Origin of the sequence: Pseudomonas hormoni, from assembly GCF_018502625.1 — a bacterium.
GTDB lineage: Bacteria > Pseudomonadota > Gammaproteobacteria > Pseudomonadales > Pseudomonadaceae > Aquipseudomonas > Aquipseudomonas hormoni.
The window spans coordinates 1,250,456-1,274,166 of record NZ_CP075566.1 but is presented as its reverse complement, the minus strand read 5'-3'; the positions used below and the strand labels follow the sequence as shown (position 1 = coordinate 1,274,166).

21 protein-coding genes and 1 pseudogene are annotated in these 23,711 nt (G+C 60.1%); 5 read left to right on the top strand and 17 right to left on the bottom strand.

All coding sequences use genetic code 11. The annotated features are described in order from the left end of the window. Nucleotides 1-2: 2 nt before the first annotated feature. From KJF94_RS05900 to KJF94_RS05820, 17 genes are all read right to left on the bottom strand, one after another. Nucleotides 3-1,088, bottom strand: a complete 1,086-nt coding sequence (locus tag KJF94_RS05900; RefSeq protein ID WP_214381861.1) for an IpaD/SipD/SspD family type III secretion system needle tip protein — start codon at nt 1,086-1,088, stop codon at nt 3-5. A 13-nt stretch (nt 1,089-1,101) separates the two neighbouring features. Then, complete coding sequence (locus tag KJF94_RS05895; protein ID WP_214381859.1) at nt 1,102-2,160, bottom strand: IpaC/SipC family type III secretion system effector; 1,059 nt, start codon at nt 2,158-2,160, stop codon at nt 1,102-1,104. 24 nt (nt 2,161-2,184) lie between these two features. Then, on the bottom strand, nt 2,185-3,948 hold the full coding sequence (gene sctE, locus KJF94_RS05890) for a type III secretion system translocon subunit SseC family protein (protein ID WP_214381857.1): 1,764 nt from the start codon (nt 3,946-3,948) through the stop codon (nt 2,185-2,187). 2 nt (nt 3,949-3,950) lie between these two features. Then, entirely contained in the window at nt 3,951-4,433 is a 483-nt protein-coding gene (sicA, locus tag KJF94_RS05885; RefSeq protein ID WP_214381855.1) for a type III secretion system translocator chaperone SicA, read from the bottom strand. Nucleotides 4,434-4,551: 118 nt separating this feature from the next. Then, the gene (locus tag KJF94_RS05880; protein WP_214381854.1) at nt 4,552-5,586 is read right to left on the bottom strand and encodes an EscU/YscU/HrcU family type III secretion system export apparatus switch protein; all 1,035 of its coding nucleotides are present in this window, start codon (nt 5,584-5,586) and stop codon (nt 4,552-4,554) included. Further along, complete coding sequence (gene sctT, locus KJF94_RS05875) at nt 5,561-6,367, bottom strand: type III secretion system export apparatus subunit SctT (RefSeq protein WP_214381853.1); 807 nt, start codon at nt 6,365-6,367, stop codon at nt 5,561-5,563. Before sctT ends, KJF94_RS05880 begins: the two co-directional genes overlap by 26 nt. 4 nt (nt 6,368-6,371) lie before the next feature. Further along, the gene (locus KJF94_RS05870; RefSeq protein ID WP_020795892.1) at nt 6,372-6,626 is read right to left on the bottom strand and encodes an EscS/YscS/HrcS family type III secretion system export apparatus protein; all 255 of its coding nucleotides are present in this window, start codon (nt 6,624-6,626) and stop codon (nt 6,372-6,374) included. A gap of 10 nt (nt 6,627-6,636) precedes the next feature. Then, on the bottom strand, nt 6,637-7,296 hold the full coding sequence (locus KJF94_RS05865; RefSeq protein WP_214381852.1) for an EscR/YscR/HrcR family type III secretion system export apparatus protein: 660 nt from the start codon (nt 7,294-7,296) through the stop codon (nt 6,637-6,639). 40 nt (nt 7,297-7,336) lie between these two features. Then, nucleotides 7,337-8,200 carry a FliM/FliN family flagellar motor switch protein gene (locus KJF94_RS05860; RefSeq protein ID WP_214381851.1) on the bottom strand — a complete coding sequence of 288 codons (864 nt, stop codon included), beginning with the start codon at nt 8,198-8,200 and terminating at the stop codon, nt 7,337-7,339. Then, nucleotides 8,197-9,129 (bottom strand): SpaN/EivJ family type III secretion system needle length determinant, encoded by a 933-nt coding sequence (locus tag KJF94_RS05855; RefSeq protein WP_214381850.1) that lies wholly within the window; start codon nt 9,127-9,129, stop codon nt 8,197-8,199. The genes KJF94_RS05860 and KJF94_RS05855 overlap by 4 nt, the downstream gene beginning before the upstream one ends. Next, nucleotides 9,126-9,581, bottom strand: a complete 456-nt coding sequence (locus tag KJF94_RS05850) for a type III secretion protein (RefSeq protein ID WP_214381849.1) — start codon at nt 9,579-9,581, stop codon at nt 9,126-9,128. The genes KJF94_RS05855 and KJF94_RS05850 overlap by 4 nt, the downstream gene beginning before the upstream one ends. Continuing rightward, nucleotides 9,565-10,851 (bottom strand): type III secretion system ATPase SctN, encoded by a 1,287-nt coding sequence (gene sctN, locus KJF94_RS05845; protein ID WP_214381847.1) that lies wholly within the window; start codon nt 10,849-10,851, stop codon nt 9,565-9,567. Before sctN ends, KJF94_RS05850 begins: the two co-directional genes overlap by 17 nt. After that, on the bottom strand, nt 10,848-11,255 hold the full coding sequence (locus tag KJF94_RS05840; RefSeq protein WP_214381845.1) for an InvB/SpaK family type III secretion system chaperone: 408 nt from the start codon (nt 11,253-11,255) through the stop codon (nt 10,848-10,850). Before KJF94_RS05840 ends, sctN begins: the two co-directional genes overlap by 4 nt. A gap of 13 nt (nt 11,256-11,268) precedes the next feature. Next, nucleotides 11,269-13,320, bottom strand: coding sequence for an EscV/YscV/HrcV family type III secretion system export apparatus protein (locus KJF94_RS05835; protein WP_214381843.1), 2,052 nt, complete (start codon nt 13,318-13,320; stop codon nt 11,269-11,271). A gap of 23 nt (nt 13,321-13,343) precedes the next feature. Beyond that, on the bottom strand, nt 13,344-14,450 hold the full coding sequence (sctW, locus tag KJF94_RS05830) for a type III secretion system gatekeeper subunit SctW (RefSeq protein ID WP_214381841.1): 1,107 nt from the start codon (nt 14,448-14,450) through the stop codon (nt 13,344-13,346). Beyond that, nucleotides 14,447-16,102: a type III secretion system outer membrane ring subunit SctC gene (gene sctC / locus KJF94_RS05825; RefSeq protein ID WP_214381839.1), complete on the bottom strand. Its 1,656-nt coding sequence runs from the start codon at nt 16,100-16,102 to the stop codon at nt 14,447-14,449. Before sctC ends, sctW begins: the two co-directional genes overlap by 4 nt. Before the next feature lie 4 nt (nt 16,103-16,106). Then, a complete protein-coding gene (locus KJF94_RS05820) occupies nt 16,107-16,835 on the bottom strand; it encodes a helix-turn-helix domain-containing protein (protein WP_250548223.1) in 729 nt (242 codons plus the stop codon). A gap of 228 nt (nt 16,836-17,063) precedes the next feature. Here KJF94_RS05820 and KJF94_RS05815 point away from each other — a divergent pair, with 228 nt between their 5' ends. The 5 genes and pseudogenes from KJF94_RS05815 to KJF94_RS05795 all read left to right on the top strand — a co-directional run. Next, nucleotides 17,064-18,275 carry a CmpA/NrtA family ABC transporter substrate-binding protein gene (locus KJF94_RS05815; RefSeq protein ID WP_214381837.1) on the top strand — a complete coding sequence of 404 codons (1,212 nt, stop codon included), beginning with the start codon at nt 17,064-17,066 and terminating at the stop codon, nt 18,273-18,275. A gap of 15 nt (nt 18,276-18,290) precedes the next feature. Next, nucleotides 18,291-18,866: an ANTAR domain-containing response regulator gene (locus KJF94_RS05810; RefSeq protein WP_214381835.1), complete on the top strand. Its 576-nt coding sequence runs from the start codon at nt 18,291-18,293 to the stop codon at nt 18,864-18,866. Nucleotides 18,867-19,226: 360 nt separating this feature from the next. Beyond that, nucleotides 19,227-20,438, top strand: a complete 1,212-nt coding sequence (locus KJF94_RS05805; protein ID WP_214381833.1) for a nitrate/nitrite transporter — start codon at nt 19,227-19,229, stop codon at nt 20,436-20,438. 7 nt (nt 20,439-20,445) lie between these two features. Beyond that, nucleotides 20,446-22,119 carry a bifunctional protein-serine/threonine kinase/phosphatase gene (locus KJF94_RS05800; protein ID WP_214381831.1) on the top strand — a complete coding sequence of 558 codons (1,674 nt, stop codon included), beginning with the start codon at nt 20,446-20,448 and terminating at the stop codon, nt 22,117-22,119. A gap of 387 nt (nt 22,120-22,506) precedes the next feature. Further along, nucleotides 22,507-23,706: pseudogene (locus KJF94_RS05795) on the top strand (NAD(P)/FAD-dependent oxidoreductase); the annotation flags it as partial. Between the last annotated feature and the right edge of the window lie 5 nt (nt 23,707-23,711).

Below are 23,711 nucleotides of genomic sequence, written 5' to 3'. Positions count from 1 at the left end.
CATCAAAAATTCAACATCGCCTTAAGCATGTCCGCATACTGACTAAGGTGCGCAGACAATGTCTTATTGAAGTTATCATGATAAGAATTGGCGTTAGAGTATTTCTGCGTGAAGGATTGCAGCATGTTTTTCATGCGTTCTTCCTGGGCGTTGAAGCCGGTTTGCCAGGCCTGGAATTTGGCGGTGTCCCAAGTGACCTTGCCACCACCCGCTGGCAAGCTGGCAAGCATGGTCGATAGTGGACTGATATCCATCACGACGCTGAACGTACCGTCACCATTATCTATAAGACAACTTTCAGGCAGGCCGAGTGCTTCGCGCCACTTGTCTGCCTCTTCCCGGCTCGCGCCTTCTTTTCCAGGAGCAGGGAACAAAACGGCTGCCGACTCAGGAGGTGAGTATTTTGCGATAAGCGTATTAAGTGCTGCTTTCAGCGCGCCAACGTCCAACTCGACTTTTTTACCGTCATCAACACCGGTAATCCATTCCTTCATCTCCGCGGTGATTGCGTCGTTGAATTCCTTAAAGAACTCTGCATAAGCATCGAGGATATGTTCATACCCTTTCAGATAGCCGTTCTTGATCAAGTCGATCAGTTCAAGCAGTTTGTCGAAAAAATCATTCGATGAACTGATGATCTGATTGAACTCATCCGCGATCACCTGGGGCAGTGGCTGCCTTGCCAGGTCGAGCAGGATAAATTTCTGCTCATCATCGAGGCGCTGACGCTGTTCCATGGGCAGGGTTTCCCGGCAATGCGTCATCACCGCGCCACACTGGCGCAGCTGCTGTGCCCACATTTGCCAGCGAATACGTTTGGCTTGAACCTGCTCGCCAAACTCGGCAATCAGGACTTCCGCCGCTCCGCCCGCCAGCAATGCGTCAACCATTTTTTCGGCCGCCGGTTGGCACTTGAGCATATTTCCAAGATTGCGATTCAATACATTTACCGAGCGGTCCAGCAATTGCCCGAGGGAAAAAGCGGTTTGAGCCTCGAAGGGCATTTCTGGTGGTAAAGGTGCATCGGTGACAACCTTAAAATCGACCGACGGTTTAACCATTGGCGGTGTGAAATCCGAAATTCTCATTGTGTTCTCCTACTCACACTATTTTGCCAATGACTTCAATCCGCGATTGAAATAGCTGCATCACCATATCCATGAGTTTTTGCAAGAGCGCCGCATCAGCCGAGTCTTTTTGCCCAACTTCATCACTCAAGCTCTTCTGTGTGTTTTGCGCACTTTGTTGCAATGTCTCTTTCTCCCGCGCCGCATACTCGGCCATGCGAACCATGCTGGAGACCACCTGACTCATGCTCATCGACATCGCGTTGAGCGCTCGACCGATATCGAGTTTCTTTTCAATGCCTTTGCTGCTCATCTGGCTGAGCCAGTCCGACGTCTGGCCGACCTTTTGTGCCTTGAGGATTTCACCGTCGAACCATGCCTGCTCCTTGGGTGTCAGGGTCGAACCCTGGGGTTTGAAATCCACTGATTTCATCCGGCCGAAATCATCAAACACCGTTATCTTGTAGGTCGTTTGCGGGTTCCAGTCATCGCGGCTGCGATCATGTTTCAGATCACGTTCGATGTTGCCGGCGTCCAGTGAATTGCGCTTATGCAGGTTGATATCCGCATGTTTGAGCCCTTGCCCTTGAAAGGTCTTGACCATGGCAAACCCGGCGATTGCACCGGAGACCACGGCAGCCGTAATGGCGCTGTACATTGCTGCCTGGCCGGACTCGATGATGGCAGCGCCCTGGGACTTGGCGGCATCAGCGGCCATCACACTGAAATGCCCGCGCAGTTGGGCATTGGCGACCCGCGCGATGTTCAACGCAATGATCGCGGCGACGAGCACGTTAGCGTGTTTTTCCCAAGCCCCCGGATCGAAGATCAGATCGTTACGCACTTCATCGCTGACCAACCGCTTGGCATCGGTGAGGTCATGCCAGTCGGATACGGTGGGTTGATACGCGTCAATGTCGCTTTCGAGTTTCGCTACCGAAGGACTTTGGATCGGAGGGGTGTTGAGAACCTGATCCTTACCGACCATGCCCCTCAACTCTGTGTTTTCAGGCGATTGAAACACTTTCTCGGCTATCGCCGTCGCTTGCGTATGGATGAACGAACGGAAAGCCAAAACACCGTTTGTGATCATGCGAATTCTCTTTTATCAGTGAGTTCAGACGTGTCGAACCATTTGCAGGCTGACGGAATGGCTGCGTTGCAGATCGGCAAATACATGTTCGATATGCCGGGTGCGGTCTTGCATCGCCTTGCCGTAGTCTTCGACCAGACGTGTGAGGTAGGAGGTAATTTCTTCGCTGATGGCCATGCGCACCTTCACGTCCGCCAGGTGTTCGGCCGCCTGGGCCTGATGCACACCGCTTCGGACTCCCAGCACGCCCTGCGCGGCCACGCCGCCGAATTCGGTGAGGGCTTGAGCGATTTCGAGATTGGCGGCGTAACGGGCCAGGGATACGGGATCAGCGCCTCTGGTGATGAAGCTGCGCAACTGGGTCAGCAGTTGGGTCAATGTGTTGCCGACCGAGGAAGCCACCTGTTTCATGGCCTGCACCGCTGCAGGTGCAGCCTGCGCCACCACTGATGCCAGTTTCGACGCGACCGCGCCGATCATCGGCCCAATCACCGCAGCACCGACTATGACCGCCAAAGCGATGGCTGCAATAGTGGCGGCGATGCCCGCGATGATGCCGGCGATTTGCGCGATGTCCTTCGCCGTTTCGGGATCGACACCCACCGCTACCAGCACCTTGGTGTAGAGATCGGTAAAGAAACTGATGGCTTCCTGTATGAGCGACATCAGCGGCTTCATCAGTTCTCCCATGAACGACACGCCCGTGAGTTCCTTGACCACCTCGTCGGCAATCATGACCGCAGCCCCGATCACACCCACCGCAATGAGCACCGGGTTGACCGCCAGAATGCCGGCCGCAATGGTCGCGATCGACACTAGCGCGCCAACGATCTTGCCGATACAGCCCATCGTTCTCTGCAACTCCTCGGCTTTTCGGACCTCTTCCAGGTACTTTTCCGATTCGAGTTGCATCTTTTCCTGCAGCTTGGCCTGCAATTCCAGAAACAGCTCCTGATTGAGCTCCTCCTTGTTCTGCGCCGCCTCGCCCAGCAACTCGATGATCTTCAAGCGGTTCAGCAGGGCCAATGCACTGCTGCTCAGCGCCTTTTCATCCGACTGTTTAACCTGAGGTCCGCCGACACCTGCCTCCAGGACTTTGCCGGTCACGACCGCGAGGACTTTAGCGGCGGCATTGGCGGTTTCGATCAGTTTGAGATGGGCATCAGTGGCTTTTTGAAAGGTCTGGGTATGAGCCGCCAACTCGCCTTTGAGCTGGTCACGACGCGCCAACTCACTCGCATATTCGGGTGATTCAGAGTCCAGCTTCGCCAGACGCGCCTCGCTTTCGTCCAGCAACCCCTGGAAATGCTGGACTTTCTCGCGCAGCTTCTCCAGGTTTTGCTGACTACCGCCAACAGCCCCCTCCGCGGCCTCCAGAGCCGACACGGCCGCGGCATATTCAGTCGCCAGTTTTTCATGCCCCTGTTGCTTGGCCCCGGCCATGCTCTGCAACATCGCCAACCGGTTTTTCAGCTTGTTGACGTCGACCTCGCCGATCAGCTCGCTGATCATCGCCATCAGCAGCGTGAACAGATCACCTTCCGACTCTTTACCGTTGTTGCGTACCAGTGGCAGATGCAATTGCGGCCGTCCGGGGGTGGCCGTGGATTTACCGTGCTCACCGTCGTAATTCACCGACATCAAACCGGCCAGCGCCTCCTGGCCAGCCTTCTGATAGTCCACCGTTCTGGCCGCCTGGCTGGCGGCTTTGCCGTAGATCTCAAAGGCTTCGGTACGGCTGAGCCCGCCCGTATACCCCGGATTAAATGTATTTCTGATTTCACTCATGTTCAGTCCTCCGAACAGTCCTTTTCAATGTGAGCCAGGGTGTCGAGATACACCTGGGCCTGTGTGCGCAGGTCCTCTTCCGTGGCCTGCTTGATTACGTACTCGAAACACAATCGGGCCTTGCCGATCCTGCCCAGGGCGAGCTGACACTGACCGCTGTAGAACATCGGTCGGTAGTCGTTCTTGCCTTGGGCGAAGGCGATGGCGTACAGGTCGATCGCTTTCTGATGGTTTTGCTTGAGCTGGTACACCGCCGCCAATCCCATCCAGTACTGGCTGTTGTAGAAGTCGTAGATGCACAGGAAGTGAAAAAACTTCTCGGCATCGTCCAGCCGGCCTTGCTCATAAAACTGGTAAGCGAAGGCGTACAGGCCGTCCATGTGCTCGTCGCTGATGCCCTGCACATCCTTTAACGGCGCCCCCGCGAGCACGGCATCCACGATGTCCAGAGCGATTTGCTCGTCTTGTTGGTTGTTGCGACTCATCAGCCACACTCCTGAAAAAACGTCAGCGCCGCTGACGAATGCATTGAGCCAAAGCGCTGGCAGGCACGCTGCCAAATTGCGCTCATGCCAACGATGGGATGGATAAAGAAAGGGGGGATCAGGCCTGCTCGACCTGCTCGAGCCAGATCAACAGGCGCAGGACTTCTTCGACTTCCTGCACCTGGAGGAAGCTGTAGCGCTGGTGGGTCTTGAAGATCCGCCGGGCCAGCGCGATGTCGTTGATCACCGGCACGCCGACCTCTTTGGCATACGCCCGAACGGCCAGGGCGCGCTGGTTGGTCTCCATCAGGGAGATGAACGGCAGCACGGTGATTTCCGGACGGAAATACACGCCGATGGCGATGTGGGTGGGGTTGGCGATGATCATCCGCGAGCTGCGCACATCGGACTTGACCTGCTCCGACAGCAGCTCCCGATGGAGGTCACGCCGGCGGCCCTTGATTTCGGGATTGCCGTCCTGCTCCTTGTGTTCACGCTTGACCGAGTCCTTGTCCATCATTTGGTCTTTCATGAACAGCCAGTATTCACTCAGCGCATCGAGCACCACGATCAACAGCACGCAGGCCAGAAACGCCAACACCAGCACCAGCAGCAAGTGCCCCCAGATCGCGAACAGCCCCGGTGCCTGGGCAAATAATTGTGCAAACAAAAGTTGCCGCTGCGTGACCCAGACAATCCACAGCGCCATGGCAAAACTGCCCAGGTACAACAGCGCTTTGACCGTGTCCTTGACCGTGCGCAGGCTGAACAGTTTTTTGAAGCCATTGATCGGGTTCAACGCCCCGAGGTTCAGCTTCAAGGCTTCGCTGGCCAGGGCAAACCCGCTTTGCAGCAACGCCGGCAACGCGCTGGTCAAGACGCACACCAGCAACAGCGGCAACAGAGCCTTGAGCCCGACCACCACCAACATCGCCGAGTACTTTTGCAGGTCGGCGTCGAAATCACTGGCGATGATGCGCCGATAAACCTCCATGACTTCCAGCAGCGAACTGTTGAACACCATGTAGGTGATGCCGCACAAGGTCAGGCAGGTGACCACCAGATCCTTGGCCTTGAACGTCTGCCCCTTGCGTGACGCATCCCGCAGTTTCTTGGGGGTGGGCTTTTCAGTCTTCGACGCGCTGGACGACATCGTCACCCTCCTCGTCGACAACCAGATAGTGCTCCAGTGCCTGGGATTTGGTGCCCATGCGCAGAACTTCATCGGGCAGGTGCACGCCGAAATACAGCATCAGCACCACCAGCGCCACCAGGCTCTTGACCGTCAGCGATACCGAGAACGCGTTCATTTGCGGCGCGTACCGCGAGAGCAGGCCAAGCAGTGCCTCGCTGACCAGCAGCGTCGCCACCACCGGCGCGCTGATCACCAGGGTCTTGCTCACCAGTGCATCCAGCAAGCTGAACACCGCTGGCAGGTGCACCTCGCAGCCGTTGGCCGGTGCGCAAATCCGATAACTGTGGCCGACGGTTTCGAGCATCAACAGCATGCCGCCGCCTTCGAGATAAACCGCAGCGGCGAACAACTGGAGAAAGTTCGCCAGCTCCGACGTATCGACGCCGTTGGCCGGGTCCACCGTACTGCTGAGCATCGCCCCGCGCTGGTTGTCGATCAGGTTGCCCATGGCGTGCAACACCCAGAACGGCCAGCACAGCAGGCAGCCCAGCAGAACGCCAATGCCGGCCTCGCGCAGCAACAAGCCAAAGAACGCCAAGCCGTCGAGGGGCGGCAACGGCACGCCGACATAGCTCCAGAACCCCAACGCCACCAGCACGATGACGGCCTGGCGCGGCACCCCGGTCAGCACCCCGCTGTTGAGAAACGGCAGCATGAAGAAAATCGGCGCCAGGCGTGCGAACCCCAGGATCGCGGCGGCGAACAGCGCGTACAGATCGAAAAACAGCGTCACCGACATCGGCCTAACCCAATGCCAGACGGATGACTTCACGGCTGAAATCGAGCAGGGTTTCACCGTACCAACCCGAGAGTAGAAACAGGCACGCCGCGACCGCCAGCAGCTTGAATCCGAACGGCAGTGTCTGCTCCTGCAACTGGGTCACCGTCTGAATCAACCCCACCACCAGGCCGACCACCGTGGCGACAATGATCGGCCAGGCCACCATCAACAGAATCAGGTACAGGGTTTTATTGCCGGCATAAACCAGATCGTTCATGTCGACGCCCCTATGCCAGTAACGTCAGGTATTGCTTGACCAGACCGGTCGACAGCAGCGCCCAGCCATCCAGCGCGACAAACAACACCAGTTTGATCGGCACCGAAATAATCACCGGGCTCATCATCATCATGCCCAGCGCCAGCAGGATGCTGGAGATCACCAGATCGACGATCACGAACGGCAAGTACAGATAAAAGCCGATCTTGAACGCGCTTTTGATTTCACTCAGTGCATAGGCCGGCAACAGCGAAAACAAGGAGGGCGTGAGTTGTTCATCGGCGGGCAGGCTGTCCTCGGAATCACTCTGAACCGCTTGTGCACGTTCGAAGAACAGGGCCAGTTCGGGGTCGGTGTACTTGCGCAGGTAATCCTTGTAGCCACCCAGACCGTTCTCGGCAAAGTCCACCACCGACTCGATATCGGTGAAGGCCACCGCTTCTTCCTTGTAATAGCCATAACCCTGCTTCATGACCGGCGTCATCACGAAAATCGCCAGCATCAAGGCGATCGCGTTGAGCGCCATGTTCGACGGTACCTGCTGCAATCCCAGGGCGTTGCGCACGATGACAAACACAATGGAAAACTTGATGTAACAGGTTCCGGCGGCCACCAGAAAAGGCAGCAGTGATGCGAACGCCAGCAGCGCAATCAGCGAGACATCATTCATCGGCAGTGTTCCGATAAACCTCGAGCAACTCGACGCCCAACTAATCGTCCAGCTGCACCAGCTCCCCACGGGCCACGCGCTTGCCATTGGCCCGAACTTCGATGTGCCGGGCAGCATCGGCTGCCAGCGGAATGAGTTGGCCATCGATGATCTGTGACAGCGTCCCCAGGTCGATCTCATGGGTGGCGAGCAGGAACTCCAGACGCACCGGCAGAGCACCGAGCTCGACACCCGCTTCAGCGTCTGCGGCTACCTGTTGATTTGAATCGGTAACTGTCGATTGCATGTGTAATCCCTCTTCAGTGAACGTGAACACGCCGATGCATTGAGTGGCCAACAGACACTGGTTCGTTTGGTGGGTGATGCGCAGGACGTCGCCCTGCCCCAACCGCACGTAACGCAGGTGGCTGAAGCCCAGCAGCAGTTGCAGGCGAAGCGGCAAATCAGCCAGCCATGACTCCGGTCCAAGCGAGTTATTGGAAGCCTGTGTCGGTGGTAACTGCGTCAACCACACTCGCCCATGAGGCGTATCGAGCCAGGGCAAATCGTGCGTCGGCAGTTCGGTCGGGGCGATCAATTGGAGGTCGACCAACGCTTGATATGACAGCTCGCCCACCCTCGGCAGAGGTCGCGGCACCGCCCGGAACAACTCGACGATACTCGTCACCGGGCACTCGACCGTCAGCAACGAGGGCAACTGCGGTAGGGAGCGATGCAGCCAGTCGCGAGCCAGGATCAGCCCCCGCCAGTCGCCTTCATTGCTGCGAGCGAAAAATTGCAAGTAGCCGGGCAGCCGATCCGGCCGGCCCATGCCAGCACCATGACCGGCGTGGCGCCAGCGTTGCACCGCTTGCCTGCGGGCGTGCGCCGAAGCGTCGACGCGGCGCAACGTCAGCGCTCTCATGCTGGAAGTTCCTGCTGTTCGGCCTGCTCTTCATCCGGCTGCTGCTGCGAACCCTGATGTTGCTGCTCGCCACCCGTATCGGTCAGCCGCCAGCCGGGATCCCGGGCCAGTTCAAAAGGTGCCTTGAGTTGTTCGAAGACCAGGGTGTTGCTCGGACTGAGCTGCAGGTTCTGAACGGGGTCGTCCGGCACTCGAGTGATCGTCACTTGCCCGCTGGCGGCGCCTTTGTTGAAGGGCACCTGCAACAGGCCGCGGCTGGAACCGGGCAGCGTTTCGATCATCATGTCGAGGGCTGGTTTGGGTATTGGTGTCGCAGGCAAAGGGATGGAGACCGGTGCGGCCGACAGTGCATGGCGCACGCTGTGAAGGTTCATCAACGCTTCGGGCAGTGGCGCGTCGGCGGCGAGGGTTGTCGGGGTACTGATGTTGGCTGCTTGCTCTTTGGACAGAGGCTCAGGCGTGGTTGAAGGCGCTTCGATGGACACTCGCGGTGAACCTTGGGGATCGATCGGCGCCGGTACGGTCGCCTTCGCGAGCAGGCTCGCTCCCACATTGGAATACGTTTCCATGTGGGAGCGACGGTGCGACGATTCGACCTGCTCGCGAAGGCGTGTGTCCAGGCCACGACGATCCAAACCCTGATCACCCACATTGGAATGCGTTTCCTTGGGGGTGCGACGGTGCGACGATTCGACCTGCTCGCGAATGCTTTCGACCAAACCACGACGATCCAAATTCTGAACGCCCAAAGGGACCAACGCCTCGGATCGATGACGAACACTCAACGTCGCGAGCAAATCCAGCACACCTTGCGGCAGCTCATCTTCTTGCGCCGGTACAAGTGTGTCGCGCAGCTCATCCGCAGCCCCCTCGGTAGCAGGTTCCAGCGTTTGAGCCGATCCCGGTGAAACCGCAGGAATATTTTTCATCGCCGTACTCCGGTCATCTCTTCTATCTCCCGTTCTTCCCGGCGCACCTGCTCAAGCCGTTGCGCGCGCAACAGTTGCTGCACCGACCGTTGGTATTTGTCGTGTTTGCGTTGCAGACAACGCAGTTGCTCGCGTTGCGCTTGCAACGACTGTTCAAGCTGCCTGCACTCCCCGTCCACGCGGTCGCGCTCAAGGCGTACCAGATCAATCTGCCGCCGGATGACCGCCTGGGTTCGCAGCAGCGCCAACAATTGCCCGTGATCCAGAACGCAATCGGTGGCGCGATGGCTGGCCAGCAGGTTTTGTAGCGATGCCTCTTGCCCCTCGAAACCGGCGAGTTCGCCCCGCAGCGGCTGCAACTGTCGTTGTGTGCGCAGCACGGCCTGTTCACCGCGTTGCTGACGGAACTGGCTGAACGCCAACAGGCGTCGCCGGTCAGGCAATGAGTTCATTCAGGCTCCGCAGGGTTTCGTCAGGCCCGCTACATTCGCCCGTCGGCTGACGCAGCCAGTGAGTCAAGGCTTCGCGGCGCTGCAGAGCCTGATCGTTGGCGACATCGGCGCCATGGGTGTATTCGCCCATGTCGAGGAAAATCTGCAACTGTTCCAGGCGCGTCAGCGTTTCCCGGGTCGACGCGGCCAGTTGCTGCACCTGCGCGCTGGTGACTTGCGTCGCCACCCGACTGACGCTGCGCAAGACATCGATCGCCGGGTAATGACCTTTGGCCGCCAGGGCACGACTGAGGTAAATGTGGCCGTCGAGAATGGAGCGAATTTCCTCGGCGATCGGGTCCGGCTCGTCGTCACTTTCCAGCAGGACCGTGTACCAGGCGGTAATGCTGCCGGAAGCCGTCACACCGGGCCGCTCCAGCAAACGTGGTAAGGCATCGAACACCGACGCCGGATAGCCGCGTCGGGCCGGCGCTTCACCCGCGGCCAGGGCCAGGTCGCGGCGAGCGCGGGCGTAACGGGTCAACGAGTCCAGCAACAGCACCACTCGCTGGCCCTGGTCGCGGAAATACTCGGCGATGGCGGTGGCCTGCAACGCCGAGTTGCAGCGGTCCACCGAGGAAAAATCCGAGGTGGCATACACCACCACGCAACGTGACCGCTTCGCGGATTGACGCAGATGCTCAATGAACTCGGTCACTTCACGCCCGCGTTCGCCGATCAGGCCAATGACGAAAACGTCTGCGTCGGTGTGGCTGATCAGCATATTGATCAATGTCGTTTTGCCGGACCCGGCCGCGGCAAAAATGCCGATGCGCTGACCGACACCGCAGGTCAACAAGCCATCGATAACGCGAATCCCGGTGCTCAGCGGCTCTGCTACCGGCCGTCGCTGGTGGTACGACGGGGGATCGGCGTCCACCGGATAATCCTGCTGCTCAAAGGCTGTCGACGGGGCCAGTCGCTCAACGATATTGCCCTGGGGATCGACCACGCTGCCCAGCAAGGCATCGCTGCAGCTCAGCCGTAATGTCGAGCCCGTCGGGACAATCATCGACTCTCTGGACAGACCTTTGGCGTCGCCGAGCAAACTGAGCAGGACGGCGCCAGGTTTGAAGCCGATGACCTGCGCCCTGGCCGCCACATGCGGCGAACGCCAATGACGACGCACTTCGCAGACTTCGCCGACCACCACATTGTCCAGCGCCGCTTCGATCAATGGACCGCTCAAGCGCAAGGGATGGGCGGCCTGCCGTTCCAGCCGGATACTCATCGGCGCAACAGTTCGCACAGCGTTTCAATCGACTGCACAAAAGCATCCAGGGCTTGGGCGAAATGCTCGGCGTCACCCAGGGCATGATCATTGGCCATCAAGCGCAGTTCGAGCTGCCCCTGGACTTCGCACAGGTGCAGTTGGCCGGTGCGAGAAAAAGCATTGCCTTCCAGCAAGAACTGCATCAATTCGAAGGCGCAATGGTTCATGACGTTTGGGGTCGCCTGCGCGACTGCGGCCCAGATCCACACATCGCCTTCCACCACGGCCACGCTGACGTCGGGCAGGTTTTTCATCTGCATCTCAATGGTGCTGTGGCCGTCGAAGTGTCCTATCTGGCTATCCACACAGCCGCTGTGTCGCAGGGCTTCACGCAACAGGTCGGCAATATCGATCGGTATCATTTACAGGGTTTCCTCAGAGGGTCTTGATGACATTGACCGAGATGGTCTCGGAGATTTCGCCGAACGACATCACGTCCAGCTCCCGGAACCGCCCCTCGATCAGTTTCTTGATATAGCGCCGCACATCGACCGAACACAGCAGCACCATGTCCTTGTGCGCAATGTGCAGGCTGTCCAGGCCGACACTCAGGCGGTCCATCAGCTCTTCCGACTCGGCCGGCTCCAGGTTGATGAAACTGCCGCCCGAGGTTTGCCGGATGCCACGGCGTACCACCTCTTCGAATTCCGGCGATAACAGCAGGACGCGCAAGTCGTTGCCGTGGGCGAATTTGTTGCTGATGTAGCGCGCCATAGCCCCGCGAACGTGTTCGACCAGCGCCAGCACGTCCTTTTCCCGCGACGCCCAGTGGGCCAGCGACTCCATAATCAGCTTCATGTTGCGCACGGAAATGCGCTCACCGATCAGGCGTTGCAGGACCTCGGCGATCTTCTGCACCGTGACGTGGCGATACACTTCCTTGAGCAGATCGGGATAGCGGGTTTCCATTTCGTCGAGCAGTTGCTTGGTCTCCTGCACGCCGAAAAACTCCTGGATGTTGCGCGCCAGCAACGTGACCAGGCAGCGATAGCACTCCTCGTCCGCGGGGCGCAGTTGATAGCCCAGCTGTTGCACTCGCTCCTTGTCGACGGCGTTGACCCAGACACCGCCCAGACGATTGCTGTCGTTGCCGCGCACCAAGGCAAAACCCAGGGGCTCAAGGTCTGGCGAATAGTCGAGCAGACGCCAGTGATCGAAATGGATATCGAACTGCTCGGCACGCACTTCATTGATCAGCACCGCCACTTGATGAGCCGGCAACGCCTCGCTGGCGCGTAACTGCGGTTCGGGTATCCGCAAGCCGTAGTCGACGAAAAACTGGCTGCGAAAGCGCGCCGCCCAACGGGCTTTGTTCAACGCGTCCAGTTGCGACGTGGGCACCAGCAGCATCAGGGCGATGGTCTCGGTGGCGATGTTATCGACGTCATCGAGCAATCCCGACCCGGTTTGCAGCGCGTCTTGCCCGGTGTCTGCAACACGGCTTTCACCGTCGCCGGCCACCCTGGAGGCCTTTCGATGCCGGATAAACACCACCAGCGCCAGCACCGCGGCAATCGGCAGAAAAGTCATCAACGGGAAACCGGGGAGCAAACCGACACCCACCGCCAGCAGCGCAGTGACGCCTATCACGAACGGATTGCCGAGCATCTGGGCGAGCATATTGCGTCCCAGGTTGCTGTCGTCGCCGTTGACCCGAGTCACGATGAAGCCGGCGCCGATGGCGATCAGCAACGCCGGTATCTGTGCGACCAAACCATCGCCGATGGTCAGCAAGGTGTAAGTCGACAAGGCCGTGGACATGTCCATGCCCATTTGCCCGACACCGATGGCCATGCCGCCGATGAAGTTAACGAAGATAATGATGATGCCGGCGATCGCATCGCCCTTGATGAACTTCATCGCGCCGTCGAAGGAGCCATACAACTGGCTTTCACGCTCCAGCACGCTGCGTTTTTCCTTGGCTTCCTCGGCGGTGATGGCGCCGGCCTTGAGGTCGCCGTCGATGCTCATTTGCTTGCCCGGCATGCCGTCCAGAGAGAAGCGCGCCGCGACCTCGGCGACCCGCTCCGAGCCTTTGGTGATCACGATGAACTGGACAATGGTGACAATCGAAAAAATCACGAAACCCACAACGAGGCTTTCGCCGATCACGAACTCACCGAAGGACGCGATGATCTCGCCCGCATCGGCCTGGCTCAGGATCAAGCGGCTGGTGCTGATCGACAACGCCAGGCGAAACAGGGTGGTCAGCAGCAGCAACGCCGGGAACGTGGAAAAACTGAGGATGCGTTCGATGTAGAACGAGCCCATGAACACCAGCAGCGAAATGACGATGTTCAGGCCGATGAGAAAATCCACCAGCGCCGTCGGCAGCGGAATGATCAGCATGGCGATGATCATCACCATGAGTGTCAGGATCAGCAGCTCCGGGCGAGCGCCGACGTTGCGCAAAAACACATTGAGCATGGCAGGTCAGCTCCGGGAAAAAATCATGAGCAACCGCCGAGACGTCGCTGTTCGATACATTCGTGGGTGTAGGCAACGTCGGCCAGCAGCGAAAACTGTTGCGCCAGGCGCAGCGGCGCCTCTTCATCGGCAAACAGTTGCAACGGCAATTGCAGGCTGAACCGGCGCACCGTCTGCAGCAGCGTCGAGCGCTCACGGTGCAGGCTCAACAGCACGCGCTCACCGAGCACCCCGAGCAACAACTGGTCGAGCTCATCGGGCCAGGTCAACAGGCCGAACAGGAACACCAGCCAGTCGGACTCATCGGGGTTGTGCTGGCAGATCAGTTCATCGCCCAGCAAGCCGCCGATGAACAGACCATCGGCTGAACGCAGGCGCTTGAGGTCATTCAGCCGGGCCAGCAGTTGGCCAAACTCTGTGCGCGAGCAACTCGGGTCCTGGGCGCTGATATCGGTGAGCAGCGCCGCTTCAATGAAGGCCAGCACATGTGTGCGTTGCGGTGGACCGTACAGCGCAATCCAGTCCTGATAACAACTGACCGGCCCTTCATCGGACTCGAGAAAATCCCGGTACGTTTCGCGCAACAGCGCGGCGCGCACAGCCATGCTCGCCCCGAACATTCTGGCCTTGAGCGCGGCGTTGATGCCGGCGTTCATGCGCTTGGGGGACGCCTGGGCGACCACCGTCTGTAACAGCGTTTCGAGCCGCTGACGGGTGCTTTTCTCGAGCTTTTTACGGCGCAGCAGTTCTCGCAGCACCAACGCCAGATCGCTGTCATCGGCAAACAGCTTTCGCGCCATTTGCAGCAACCAGCTGACGGGTTTGTCGGCGAGCCGCGCCAGGCTGAGAATCTGCCGCACCTTGGGCACGGTATCGTCGTCCAGGACCCTTTCGAAATTGTCGGTCAGGGTGTCGGACTTCAGTTCGAAATGCCGTCGGCCACGAAACTGCGCCAATGCCGCCGACATTTCATCGCTGATTTGCACGAAACGTTGCATGATGGCAGCCGTACCGCTTTCGTCGAGATCAGTGTCCGCCGTCGCCTGTGGTTGCGGATGCTCTGCGGCCTTCTCGGCATTCAGCCGCGCCTGGGCCGCTCGCCCGCCGGTGGAAATTGCCGGCAGGATCATTTTATTGCCGCCCGGAAATAGGAGCGGCGCAAGCGTTCGTGCTGTTCCGGGGTCAGCAACTGTGGAGCCGGTTCAACAGCGTTCGGCTCCAGCGTGTCGCGAATTTCCTTGGGTTGAATCAGGAACACCCGCACGGTATTGGCCGAGCGGTTCTGCCGATAACTGAACAGCCGACCGATCCACGGAATCGACCCCAGCACCGGTATCCGGCCGATCTGTTCGCTGTGGTCATCGCGGGTGAAACCGCCCACCAACAGGCTCTTGCCCGGCGGCACCCGTGCCACCGTACTGATCCGGGTGCGGCCGACCGTCGGCAGAGCGCTCGGTCGTTCGCCCTGGCCAGGGTTCTCGATTTCGTTACCGTCTTCGATATTCAGCGACATTTCAATTTCGTCCGCCTGGGCGAAACGCGGCAATACGCTCACCAGCGTGCCGTAGGTCACGTGCTGCAGATCAACACTGCGCTCGCCCACCAGCGGCGCATAAAACGTTCGGTTATTGTCGAAAATCGCCGGCACATTTTCCTGGGTCAGGATCACCGGTCGCGACACCACATTCGCCCGGCTCGTGCGCTCCAGCGCCATGACCTGGGTGACGAACGACGCACCATCGAGCGTGGTCGCCGAGCCGGCGTTGAGCGATGCGCTGAATTTTCCGCCCGAATTCACGACGCCTTGCCAATTGACGCCCAACTGATTGAGCTCATCCTTGTGCAGATCAATGATCCACAACGACAACTCCACGTGGCGCTTGGGCGTGTCCAGCGCGCTGACCAGGTTCTCGATAAAGCGCACCTGCTCCGGCAACCCCTTGACCAGCAGGCTGTTGGTGTCGGGATAGGCCACGACCCGAATGTTCCCGGCGGCCGTGTCGCGGGCGAGGATTCGCGGCGCGGACGGGTCCTGATCCGAAGGGGCGCTCGCCAGGCCTTCCAGCGGAAACGCCGGCATCAAGCCCGGCGGGCGCTGTGCCGGGGCTTGCGCCACCGCGGGCTCGACGCCGTTGCGTTCACCGCGCAGCAAGGTCTCAATCACGGTTGCCAACCCGGGAATCGTCACCTTGTCATCACGCAACTCGTATTTGCGGTCGCTCACAAAGGTGTTTCGCACCTGGATAACGCCGATCTGCTGCTTGCCCAGCAACAGTTCCGAGCGCTGGTTATCCATCAGCCCGGCCGCTTGCGTGACCAGATCGACATACATCGGCGGACCGGACACATGGAACGTACGCAGACCATCGTGGCGCAACGGATAACGGCGATCGTGTAACCCGGAGCGTTCCAGGAATGTTTGAAGCTTCGCCACGGTCAGGGTCTGCAGCGACACCATCGAGCTTTTGAGTTCCGGGGCGTCATACAGATAAATCGCCTGACCATCGCTGTACCAGATCAGGCCCATTTGCGCGCTGACTCGCTCAAAGGTGCGTTGTGGCGCGAGCAGATCGAACGTACCGGAAATCCGCTTTGCCGCAGCGGCCTTGCTGACGATAACCGGCTTGCCCAGCGGTCCGGACAGCTCGCTGAAAAAAGTGCGCACGCTTTGTTCGCGGGCCTCGAAATTGTAGACAGCAGCCTGTGCGGCACAGGGTGCGAGCAGCAACACCGTGGTCAGGCAGACGGGCAATAGGGATAAGGAGAACGATCGGCGGTTCATCGGCTCACTTGCCTGGAAGGTAGGTAATGTCGGCGAGGCTGCTGGGCGTGAAACCCACCAGTTCGCGGATTTCCTTGGAGAAATGCGAAGAAGAGGCAAAGCCGAACTCCAGCGCGACATCCGTCAGCGAGCAGTCCCGCAGACTCATGTTCAACAGCGCCTGAGCCGTGCGCCAGCCACGCAATGCAGGCTTGGCTGCACTGCCCAGCGCCTGTCGGCACAATCGACGAAAGTGCGACACGGAAACCCCGTAGCGTTGCGCCAGGTCGGACAGTTTTTCACTGCGGGTGCCCTGCTCCAGCAGGAATCGCACAAGCCCGTAACTCTCGGTATGCCGCAGCACGTCGGCGAAGGCGTGGTAGGCCGGACTTCCGCTCATGGCCTGCTCGATGTACCAGCGCTCCAGCGCGGGTTCCGACCGAAGGGTCTCGTACGTGACCGGCAACAGCGCCCACGGGGCATGGCTAGGCCGTTGCCCCATCAGCGCGTCACTCAGGTCAAAAAAGACCTGCAGTTTCACCAGCCGTGCTTCGAACAGCGGCAGCACCTGCACACAGCCGCCGCGCATTTGCAGGGTCTCGCTGACCGCGATCAGCCCTTCCCAGCCGCCGGGTAACCGGTGGCGCTGCGCCGAGCCCAGAAGTTCGGTCGATTCGCTGACACGCAGATGCAGCACGCGCTCGCCGGAACGAGCATCCGGGAATGTGGTGGCACGAAGTGATTCGGTTTGCACGCCAACCTCCTTTGCAGCCTGACGATGAAGGGTCGGCAGGATGAAAGACAGGGCGCGGGAAGTCCTGATGGAAAACTGATGAAACCCGGGCTGGCATATGCCTTGCACCCTCAGAGGTATCAGCACTCATGCCAACGGCGGGATGAGTGCCAGGACAATGGCGTCGTCACCCGGCCTTGCTCATGCGAGGACCCGGGACGACGCTTTTTTTTGCAAGGTGAAGACGCGATGAACGAACCATCAGCCGGCCCGCTGGCCTGGGTCAACGGCAGCGATGCCCCGGAAAAGACCGACATCAACCTCGGCTTCATGGCCCTGAGCGACTGCGCTTCGGTGGTGGTCGCCGCCACCCAGGGTTTTGCCCAGCCTTACGGGCTGACCTTGAACCTCAAGCGCCAGTCTTCCTGGGCCAACCTGCGGGACAAACTGGTCAGCGGCGAGCTCGATGCCGCCCACAGCCTGTACGGTCTGATTTACGCCGTGCACCTGGGCTTCGGCGGCGTCGCAGCCACCGACATGGCGGTGTTGATGGGCCTGAACCAGAACGGTCAGAGCATCAACCTTTCCCATGGCTTGCAGGCGCTCGGCGTGACCGGTCCTGAAGCACTGGACCGCCACGTGCACCAAACTCGCCCAAAACTCACCTTTGCCCAGACATTTCCGACCGGCACCCACGCCATGTGGCTGTATTACTGGCTGGCGAGCCAGGGCATTCATCCGCTGCACGACGTCAACAGCGTGGTGGTGCCGCCACCGCAAATGGTCGCGCACCTGCAAGCGGGGCGGATCGACGGGTTCTGCGTCGGTGAGCCCTGGTCCGCCAGCGCCGTGAAACAGAATCTAGGCTTCACGATGGCGACGACCCAGACGATCTGGCCCGACCATCCGGAAAAAGTCCTCGGTTGCACCCGCGCGTTTGTCGAGCAATACCCCAACACCGCCCGGGCGCTGGTGATGGCGATTCTGGAAGCCAGCCGCTTCATCGACGAAAGTGCCGAGAATCGCCGCAGCACTGCCCAGCTGTTAAGCGCTGCGGATTACCTGGATGCACCGCTCGATTGCATCGAACCGCGCCTGCTCGGCGATTACGCCGACGGTCTCGGTAATCGCTGGCAAGACCCGCACGCATTGCGCTTCCATGGCGGTGGCGAGGTCAATCTGCCTTACCTGTCCGATGGCATGTGGTTCATGACCCAGTTCCGCCGTTGGGGCTTGTTGCGCGACGACCCGGACTACCTCGCGGTGGCCCGTCAGGTCCAGCAACTAGACTTGTATCGAGAGGCTGCGACAGCCGTCGGTGTCGCCTCGTCGGGCCAGGAAATACGCAGCAGCCAGTTGATCGACGGCAAAATCTGGGACGGCTGCGACCCGGCCGGTTATGCCCGCAGTTTCAAGCTGCACGCCATGAGCGACAGCTCGCCCCTACTCGCCAGCCGCTGACAGGAGACTGCGAACATGTTGCGTATCCTGCTGATCAACGACACCGCGAAGAAAGTCGGCCGGCTGAAAGCGGCCCTGACCGAAGCCGGATTCGAAGTGATCGACGAATCCGGCCTGACCATCGACCTGCCCGCGCGCGTCGAAACGGTGCGTCCGGACGTCATCCTGATCGATACCGAGTCACCGAGCCGCGATGTGATGGAGCAAGTGGTGCTGGTGTCCCGCGACCAGCCGCGGCCGATCGTGATGTTTACCGACGAACATGACCCCGACGTGATGCGCCAGGCGATCAAGTCCGGGGTCAGCGCCTACATCGTCGAAGGCATTCACGCACAACGCTTGCAGCCGATTCTCGACGTGGCCATGGCGCGCTTCGAAAGCGACCAGGCCCTGCGCGCCCAACTGCACGCCCGCGACCAGCAACTGGCCGAGCGCAAGCGCATCGAGCTGGCCAAAGGGTTGCTGATGAAGATGAAAGACTGCAACGAGGAAGAGGCCTACACCCTCATGCGCCGTCAGGCCATGAGCCGCCAGCAGAAGCTGACTCAGGTGGCGGAGCAGATTATTGCCATGAGTGAGTTGCTGGGCTGACTCCATCCCCTCTGTGGCGAGGGAGCTTGCTCCCGCTGGGCTGCGAAGCGGCCCCCAAAAATCCAGCAGGCTTGCCTGTTTTGTCAGTGCTGCGCACTCAAGCGGGAGCAAGCTCCCTCGCCACAACAATCTCCTTACCGACTGTTGGCACAGATCTCGCTAGGTAACCGCTACAGGTAACCAACGGCGGTTGCCCCACCTACGACAAAGACGTCGCTCACCTCATTTGCCCAAGGCGAATCCGGTGGCGGCGTTTTTTTGTTTTGGCCCCACAGCCCGGGGCCGGTGGTGCGGCCGTTGCGGCGCCCCACCTGCAAGCTCATGACTCCTTCTCGAGACGACTCACAGCTGAGGTGCGCGATGAATTCAAGCTTCTGGAAATCCGGCCATACCCCGACACTGTTCGCGGCCTTCCTCTATTTCGACCTGAGTTTCATGGTCTGGTACCTGCTCGGCCCATTGGCGGTGCAAATCGCCGCCGACCTGCACCTGACCACACAACAACGCGGCATGGTGGTGGCCACGCCGATTCTGGCCGGTGCCGTATTGCGCTTCATCATGGGCATGCTGGCGGACCGCCTGTCGCCGAAAACCGCCGGTCTGATCGGCCAGGTGATCGTCATCTGTGCCCTGTTCGGTGCCTGGAAACTCGGCATCCACAGTTACGAACAGGCGCTGTTGCTGGGCCTGTTCCTCGGCATGGCAGGCGCGTCCTTCGCCGTGGCGCTGCCGCTGGCGTCGCAGTGGTATCCGCCGCAGCATCAAGGCAAAGCCATGGGCATCGCCGGTGCCGGTAACTCGGGCACCGTGCTCGCGGCGCTGATCGCTCCGGTGCTGGCCGCCGCGTTTGGCTGGAGCAACGTGTTCGGCTTCGCCCTGATCCCGCTGATCCTGACCATCATTGTCTTCGCCTGGCTGGCCAAAAATGCCCCTGAACGGCCGAAAGCCAAGTCGATGTCCGACTACTTCAAAGCCTTGGGCGACCGCGACAGCTGGTGGTTCATGTTTTTCTACAGCGTGACCTTCGGCGGCTTCATCGGCCTGGCCAGCGCCCTGCCCGGCTACTTCAACGACCAATATGGCCTGAGCCCGGTCACCGCCGGTTACTACACCGCGGCCTGCGTGTTCGGCGGCAGTCTGATGCGTCCTTTGGGCGGTGCCTTGGCCGACCGATTTGGCGGGATTCGCACCTTGCTGGCGATGTACACAGTGGCGGCGATCTGCATCGCGGCGGTGGGTTTCAACTTGCCGAGTTCCTACGCGGCACTGGCACTTTTCGTCTGCACGATGCTCGGTCTGGGTGCGGGTAACGGCGCGGTTTTCCAATTGGTCCCACAACGTTTTCGTCGTGAGATCGGCGTGATGACCGGTTTGATCGGCATGGCCGGTGGCATCGGTGGTTTCGCCCTCGCGGCGGGCATGGGCGCGATCAAGCAAAGCACCGGCAGCTATCAACTGGCCCTGTGGCTGTTCGCCAGTCTTGGCGTCCTCGCCTGGTTCGGTCTGCACGGCGTGAAACGTCGCTGGAGAACCACCTGGGGCTCGGCAGCCGTCACCGCCGCGCGGGTGTGAGGGCTGAATGAGCCTGCAACTGAGTTTCGCCGAAGCCAGCGCCATGGGACCGCGCGAGGAGAATCAGGACGCCTTGCGCCTGGTCACCCCCGCGCCGGCGCTGGCGGCGAGCAAGGGTTACCTGTTCGCCATCGCCGACGGCGTCAGCCAGTGTGCCGATGGCGGGCTCGCCGCCCGCTCGACCCTGCAGGCGCTGGCTCTGGACTACTACGCCACCCCGGAAACCTGGGGCGTCGCCCAGGCACTGGATCGTCTGCTGCTGGCACAGAATCGCTGGTTGCAGGCCAACGGCGGTGGGCAACCGCTGCTCACCACCGTCAGTGCCTTGGTCATGCGCGGCAGGCGATTTACCCTGGCACATGTCGGTGACTGCCGGGTTTATCGCTGGCACGCCGATCACTTGCAACGGATCAGCGAAGACCACGTCTGGGACCAACCGGGCATGCAGCATGTGCTCAAACGGGCACTGGGCCTCGATCAGCATCTGGTGCTGGATTTTCTCGATGGTGAGTTGCGCCTCGATGAAAGTTTCGTGCTGCTCAGCGATGGCATCTGGGCCGTGCTGGGTGACACCGCCATTGCGGCGATCCTGCGCGATCAACCGGATTTGCACAGCGCCGCACAAACCCTGGTGAGTGCGGCGCATCTGGCGGGCAGCCAGGACAATGCCAGCGCGTTATTGGTGCGGGTCGACGCCCTCGGTGAAACGAACATCGGCGACGCGCTGATTCATCTGCAGCAATGGCCACTGCCGCCGGCGCTGAAACCGGGGCAGTCCTTTGAGGGCTGGCAGGTAGAAACGATACTCGCCCAGAGTCAGCAATCACTGCTTTACCGGGTGCGCGATGCTCAGCAACAACCCTGGTTGCTGAAAACCTTGCCCGGTGCACTGCGCGACGATCACCTGGCCGGGCAAGCGTTGCTGTCGGAAGAATGGTTTCTCAAGCGTGTGGCCGGTCGGCATTTCCCTGAAGTCCATGCCGCCAGTCAGCGTCAGCATTTGTACTACGTGATGCGTGAATATTCCGGCTCCACCCTGGCGCACTTGAGTGAGCGAACCGCAACGCTGCCACTGGCTCAATGGCAGGATCTGGCAGAACGCTTGCTGCGGGCGGTCGGCATGCTGCATCGACGGCAGATTCTCCATCGCGACATCAAACCGGAAAACCTGCTGCTGGGGGACGACGGCGAGCTGCGCCTGCTGGACTTCGGCCTCGCCTACTGCCCCGGTCTGTCTGAAGATCAGGTCTCGACCTTGCCCGGAACACCCAGCTATATCGCGCCGGAAGCCTTTCGCGGCGACCCGCCGTCGGCGCAACAGGATTTGTATGCAGTCGGCGTGACCTTGTATTTCCTGCTCACCGGGCATTATCCCTACGGCGAGATCGAAGCGTTCCAGCGGCCGCGGTTTGGTGCACCGGTCAGTGCCAGTCGCTACCGGCCCGACCTGCCCGAATGGATCGCGCAGAGTCTGGAGCGCGCAGTGGCGGTGAATCCGGACGAGCGATATGAAACGGCGGAAGAATGGTTGCTGGTACTGGAACAGGGCGAGCGGCGCAGTTTGAGTGTGCGACCCAGACCGTTGCTGGAGCGCGAGCCGATGAAGGTCTGGCGGACGTTGGCGCTGGGGGCTTTGCTGGTGAATCTGGTGCTGTTGTTTCTAGTTCTCCATTCATCCTGATTCGAACAGATCCTATGTGGCGAGGGAGCTTGCTCCCGCTGGGCTGCGAAGCAGACCCAACCATCTGCGATCGCTGCGCGATCGAGCGGGAGCAAGCTCCCTCGCCACAGGTTTCGCATGCTCCAGTACCGGGCAAGCTGCCTCTATTCAGTGCAAAAAAATTGAATCCTTTCCTCAACTCCCTCCCGCAGCCCCGTAAATCCTTTCCTTGAATGACTTGGCACAACCACTGCATTACCTCTCTCAACTTATATAAAGCCCAGCCTTCAACGACGAAGGATGCGCTTCCCGACATAACGGGACCAGGACAAAGGCGTCCTCGCTAGGCAACTAGCGGGACGCCTTTTTTGTTTGCGCGAAATGTGTGCCGAGCCCCCGGAGAACCTGATGAAAAAACTCAAACTGGTGATGATCGGCAATGGCATGGCCGGGGTTCGGACCCTGGAAGAGTTGCTCAAGCTGAGCAACGAGCTGTACGACATCACCGTCTTCGGCGCCGAACCGCATACCAACTACAACCGCATTCTGCTGTCGCCCGTACTGGCCGGCGAACAAACCTTCGACGAGATCGTGCTCAACGACCTGGACTGGTACCTGGACAACAACATCAAGTTGCTGCTCAACCGTAAAGTGGTGGAGATCGACCGGATCAAACGCCGGGTCATCGCCGAAGACGGCACCGAAGCCGAGTACGACCGCCTGCTGATCGCCACCGGCTCGACCCCGTTTATCCTGCCGATCCCCGGCAACACCTTGCACGGCGTGATCGGCTACCGCGACATCGCTGATACTCAGACCATGATCAACACCGCCAAAACCCACGAGCACGCCGTGGTCATCGGCGGCGGCCTGCTCGGTCTGGAAGCGGCCAACGGCCTGATGCTGCGCGGCATGCACGTCACCGTGGTGCACAACGGTGAGTGGCTGCTGGAGCGACAACTGGACAACGTCAGCGGCCAAATGCTGCAAACCGCGCTTGAAGCCCGCGGCCTGCACTTTCGCCTTCGCGAACAAACCCGGGCCCTGCACGATGCCGGCAATGGCCGGGTCGGCTCGGTCGAGTTCCACAATGGCGACATCATTCCCGCCGACCTGGTGGTGATGGCCGCCGGCATTCGCCCCGCGACCGAACTCGCGGAAAAGTCCGGCCTCCCCTGCAACCGCGGGATTCTGGTCAACGACACAATGCAAACCTACGATCCACGGGTCTACGCCATCGGCGAATGCGCCAGCCACCGTGGCATCGCCTATGGCCTGGTCGCGCCACTGTTCGAACAGGCCAGGGTCTGCGCCAACCATCTCGCCCGACTGGGGTTCGCCACCTACAAGGGTTCGGTGACCTCGACCAAACTGAAAGTCACCGGCATCGACCTGTTTTCCGCCGGCGACTTCATGGGCGGCGAAGGCACCGAAACCATCACCCTCTCCGACCCCATCAGCGGGATTTATAAAAAACTGGTGATCAAGGGTGACGTGCTGGTAGGCGCCTGTCTGTATGGCGATACGGCAGATGGCGGTTGGTATTTCCGGCAGATTCGTGAGAACCAGGACATCGGTGAGCGCCGCGATCACCTGATGTTTGGTGAAACCCT

What these genes read in the sequence shown, in the direction of transcription:
- KJF94_RS05900 (WP_214381861.1), bottom strand. Translation starts at nt 1,088, where the DNA reads ATGAGAATTTCGGATTTCACACCGCCAATGGTTAAACCGTCGGTCGAT.
- KJF94_RS05895 (WP_214381859.1), bottom strand. Translation starts at nt 2,160, where the DNA reads ATGATCACAAACGGTGTTTTGGCTTTCCGTTCGTTCATCCATACGCAA.
- sctE (WP_214381857.1), bottom strand. Translation starts at nt 3,948, where the DNA reads ATGAGTGAAATCAGAAATACATTTAATCCGGGGTATACGGGCGGGCTC.
- sicA (WP_214381855.1), bottom strand. Translation starts at nt 4,433, where the DNA reads ATGAGTCGCAACAACCAACAAGACGAGCAAATCGCTCTGGACATCGTG.
- KJF94_RS05880 (WP_214381854.1), bottom strand. Translation starts at nt 5,586, where the DNA reads ATGTCGTCCAGCGCGTCGAAGACTGAAAAGCCCACCCCCAAGAAACTG.
- sctT (WP_214381853.1), bottom strand. Translation starts at nt 6,367, where the DNA reads ATGTCGGTGACGCTGTTTTTCGATCTGTACGCGCTGTTCGCCGCCGCG.
- KJF94_RS05870 (WP_020795892.1), bottom strand. Translation starts at nt 6,626, where the DNA reads ATGAACGATCTGGTTTATGCCGGCAATAAAACCCTGTACCTGATTCTG.
- KJF94_RS05865 (WP_214381852.1), bottom strand. Translation starts at nt 7,296, where the DNA reads ATGAATGATGTCTCGCTGATTGCGCTGCTGGCGTTCGCATCACTGCTG.
- KJF94_RS05860 (WP_214381851.1), bottom strand. Translation starts at nt 8,200, where the DNA reads ATGAGAGCGCTGACGTTGCGCCGCGTCGACGCTTCGGCGCACGCCCGC.
- KJF94_RS05855 (WP_214381850.1), bottom strand. Translation starts at nt 9,129, where the DNA reads ATGAAAAATATTCCTGCGGTTTCACCGGGATCGGCTCAAACGCTGGAA.
- KJF94_RS05850 (WP_214381849.1), bottom strand. Translation starts at nt 9,581, where the DNA reads ATGAACTCATTGCCTGACCGGCGACGCCTGTTGGCGTTCAGCCAGTTC.
- sctN (WP_214381847.1), bottom strand. Translation starts at nt 10,851, where the DNA reads ATGAGTATCCGGCTGGAACGGCAGGCCGCCCATCCCTTGCGCTTGAGC.
- KJF94_RS05840 (WP_214381845.1), bottom strand. Translation starts at nt 11,255, where the DNA reads ATGATACCGATCGATATTGCCGACCTGTTGCGTGAAGCCCTGCGACAC.
- KJF94_RS05835 (WP_214381843.1), bottom strand. Translation starts at nt 13,320, where the DNA reads ATGCTCAATGTGTTTTTGCGCAACGTCGGCGCTCGCCCGGAGCTGCTG.
- sctW (WP_214381841.1), bottom strand. Translation starts at nt 14,450, where the DNA reads ATGATCCTGCCGGCAATTTCCACCGGCGGGCGAGCGGCCCAGGCGCGG.
- sctC (WP_214381839.1), bottom strand. Translation starts at nt 16,102, where the DNA reads ATGAACCGCCGATCGTTCTCCTTATCCCTATTGCCCGTCTGCCTGACC.
- KJF94_RS05815 (WP_214381837.1), top strand. Translation starts at nt 17,064, where the DNA reads ATGAACGAACCATCAGCCGGCCCGCTGGCCTGGGTCAACGGCAGCGAT.
- KJF94_RS05810 (WP_214381835.1), top strand. Translation starts at nt 18,291, where the DNA reads ATGTTGCGTATCCTGCTGATCAACGACACCGCGAAGAAAGTCGGCCGG.
- KJF94_RS05805 (WP_214381833.1), top strand. Translation starts at nt 19,227, where the DNA reads ATGAATTCAAGCTTCTGGAAATCCGGCCATACCCCGACACTGTTCGCG.
- KJF94_RS05800 (WP_214381831.1), top strand. Translation starts at nt 20,446, where the DNA reads ATGAGCCTGCAACTGAGTTTCGCCGAAGCCAGCGCCATGGGACCGCGC.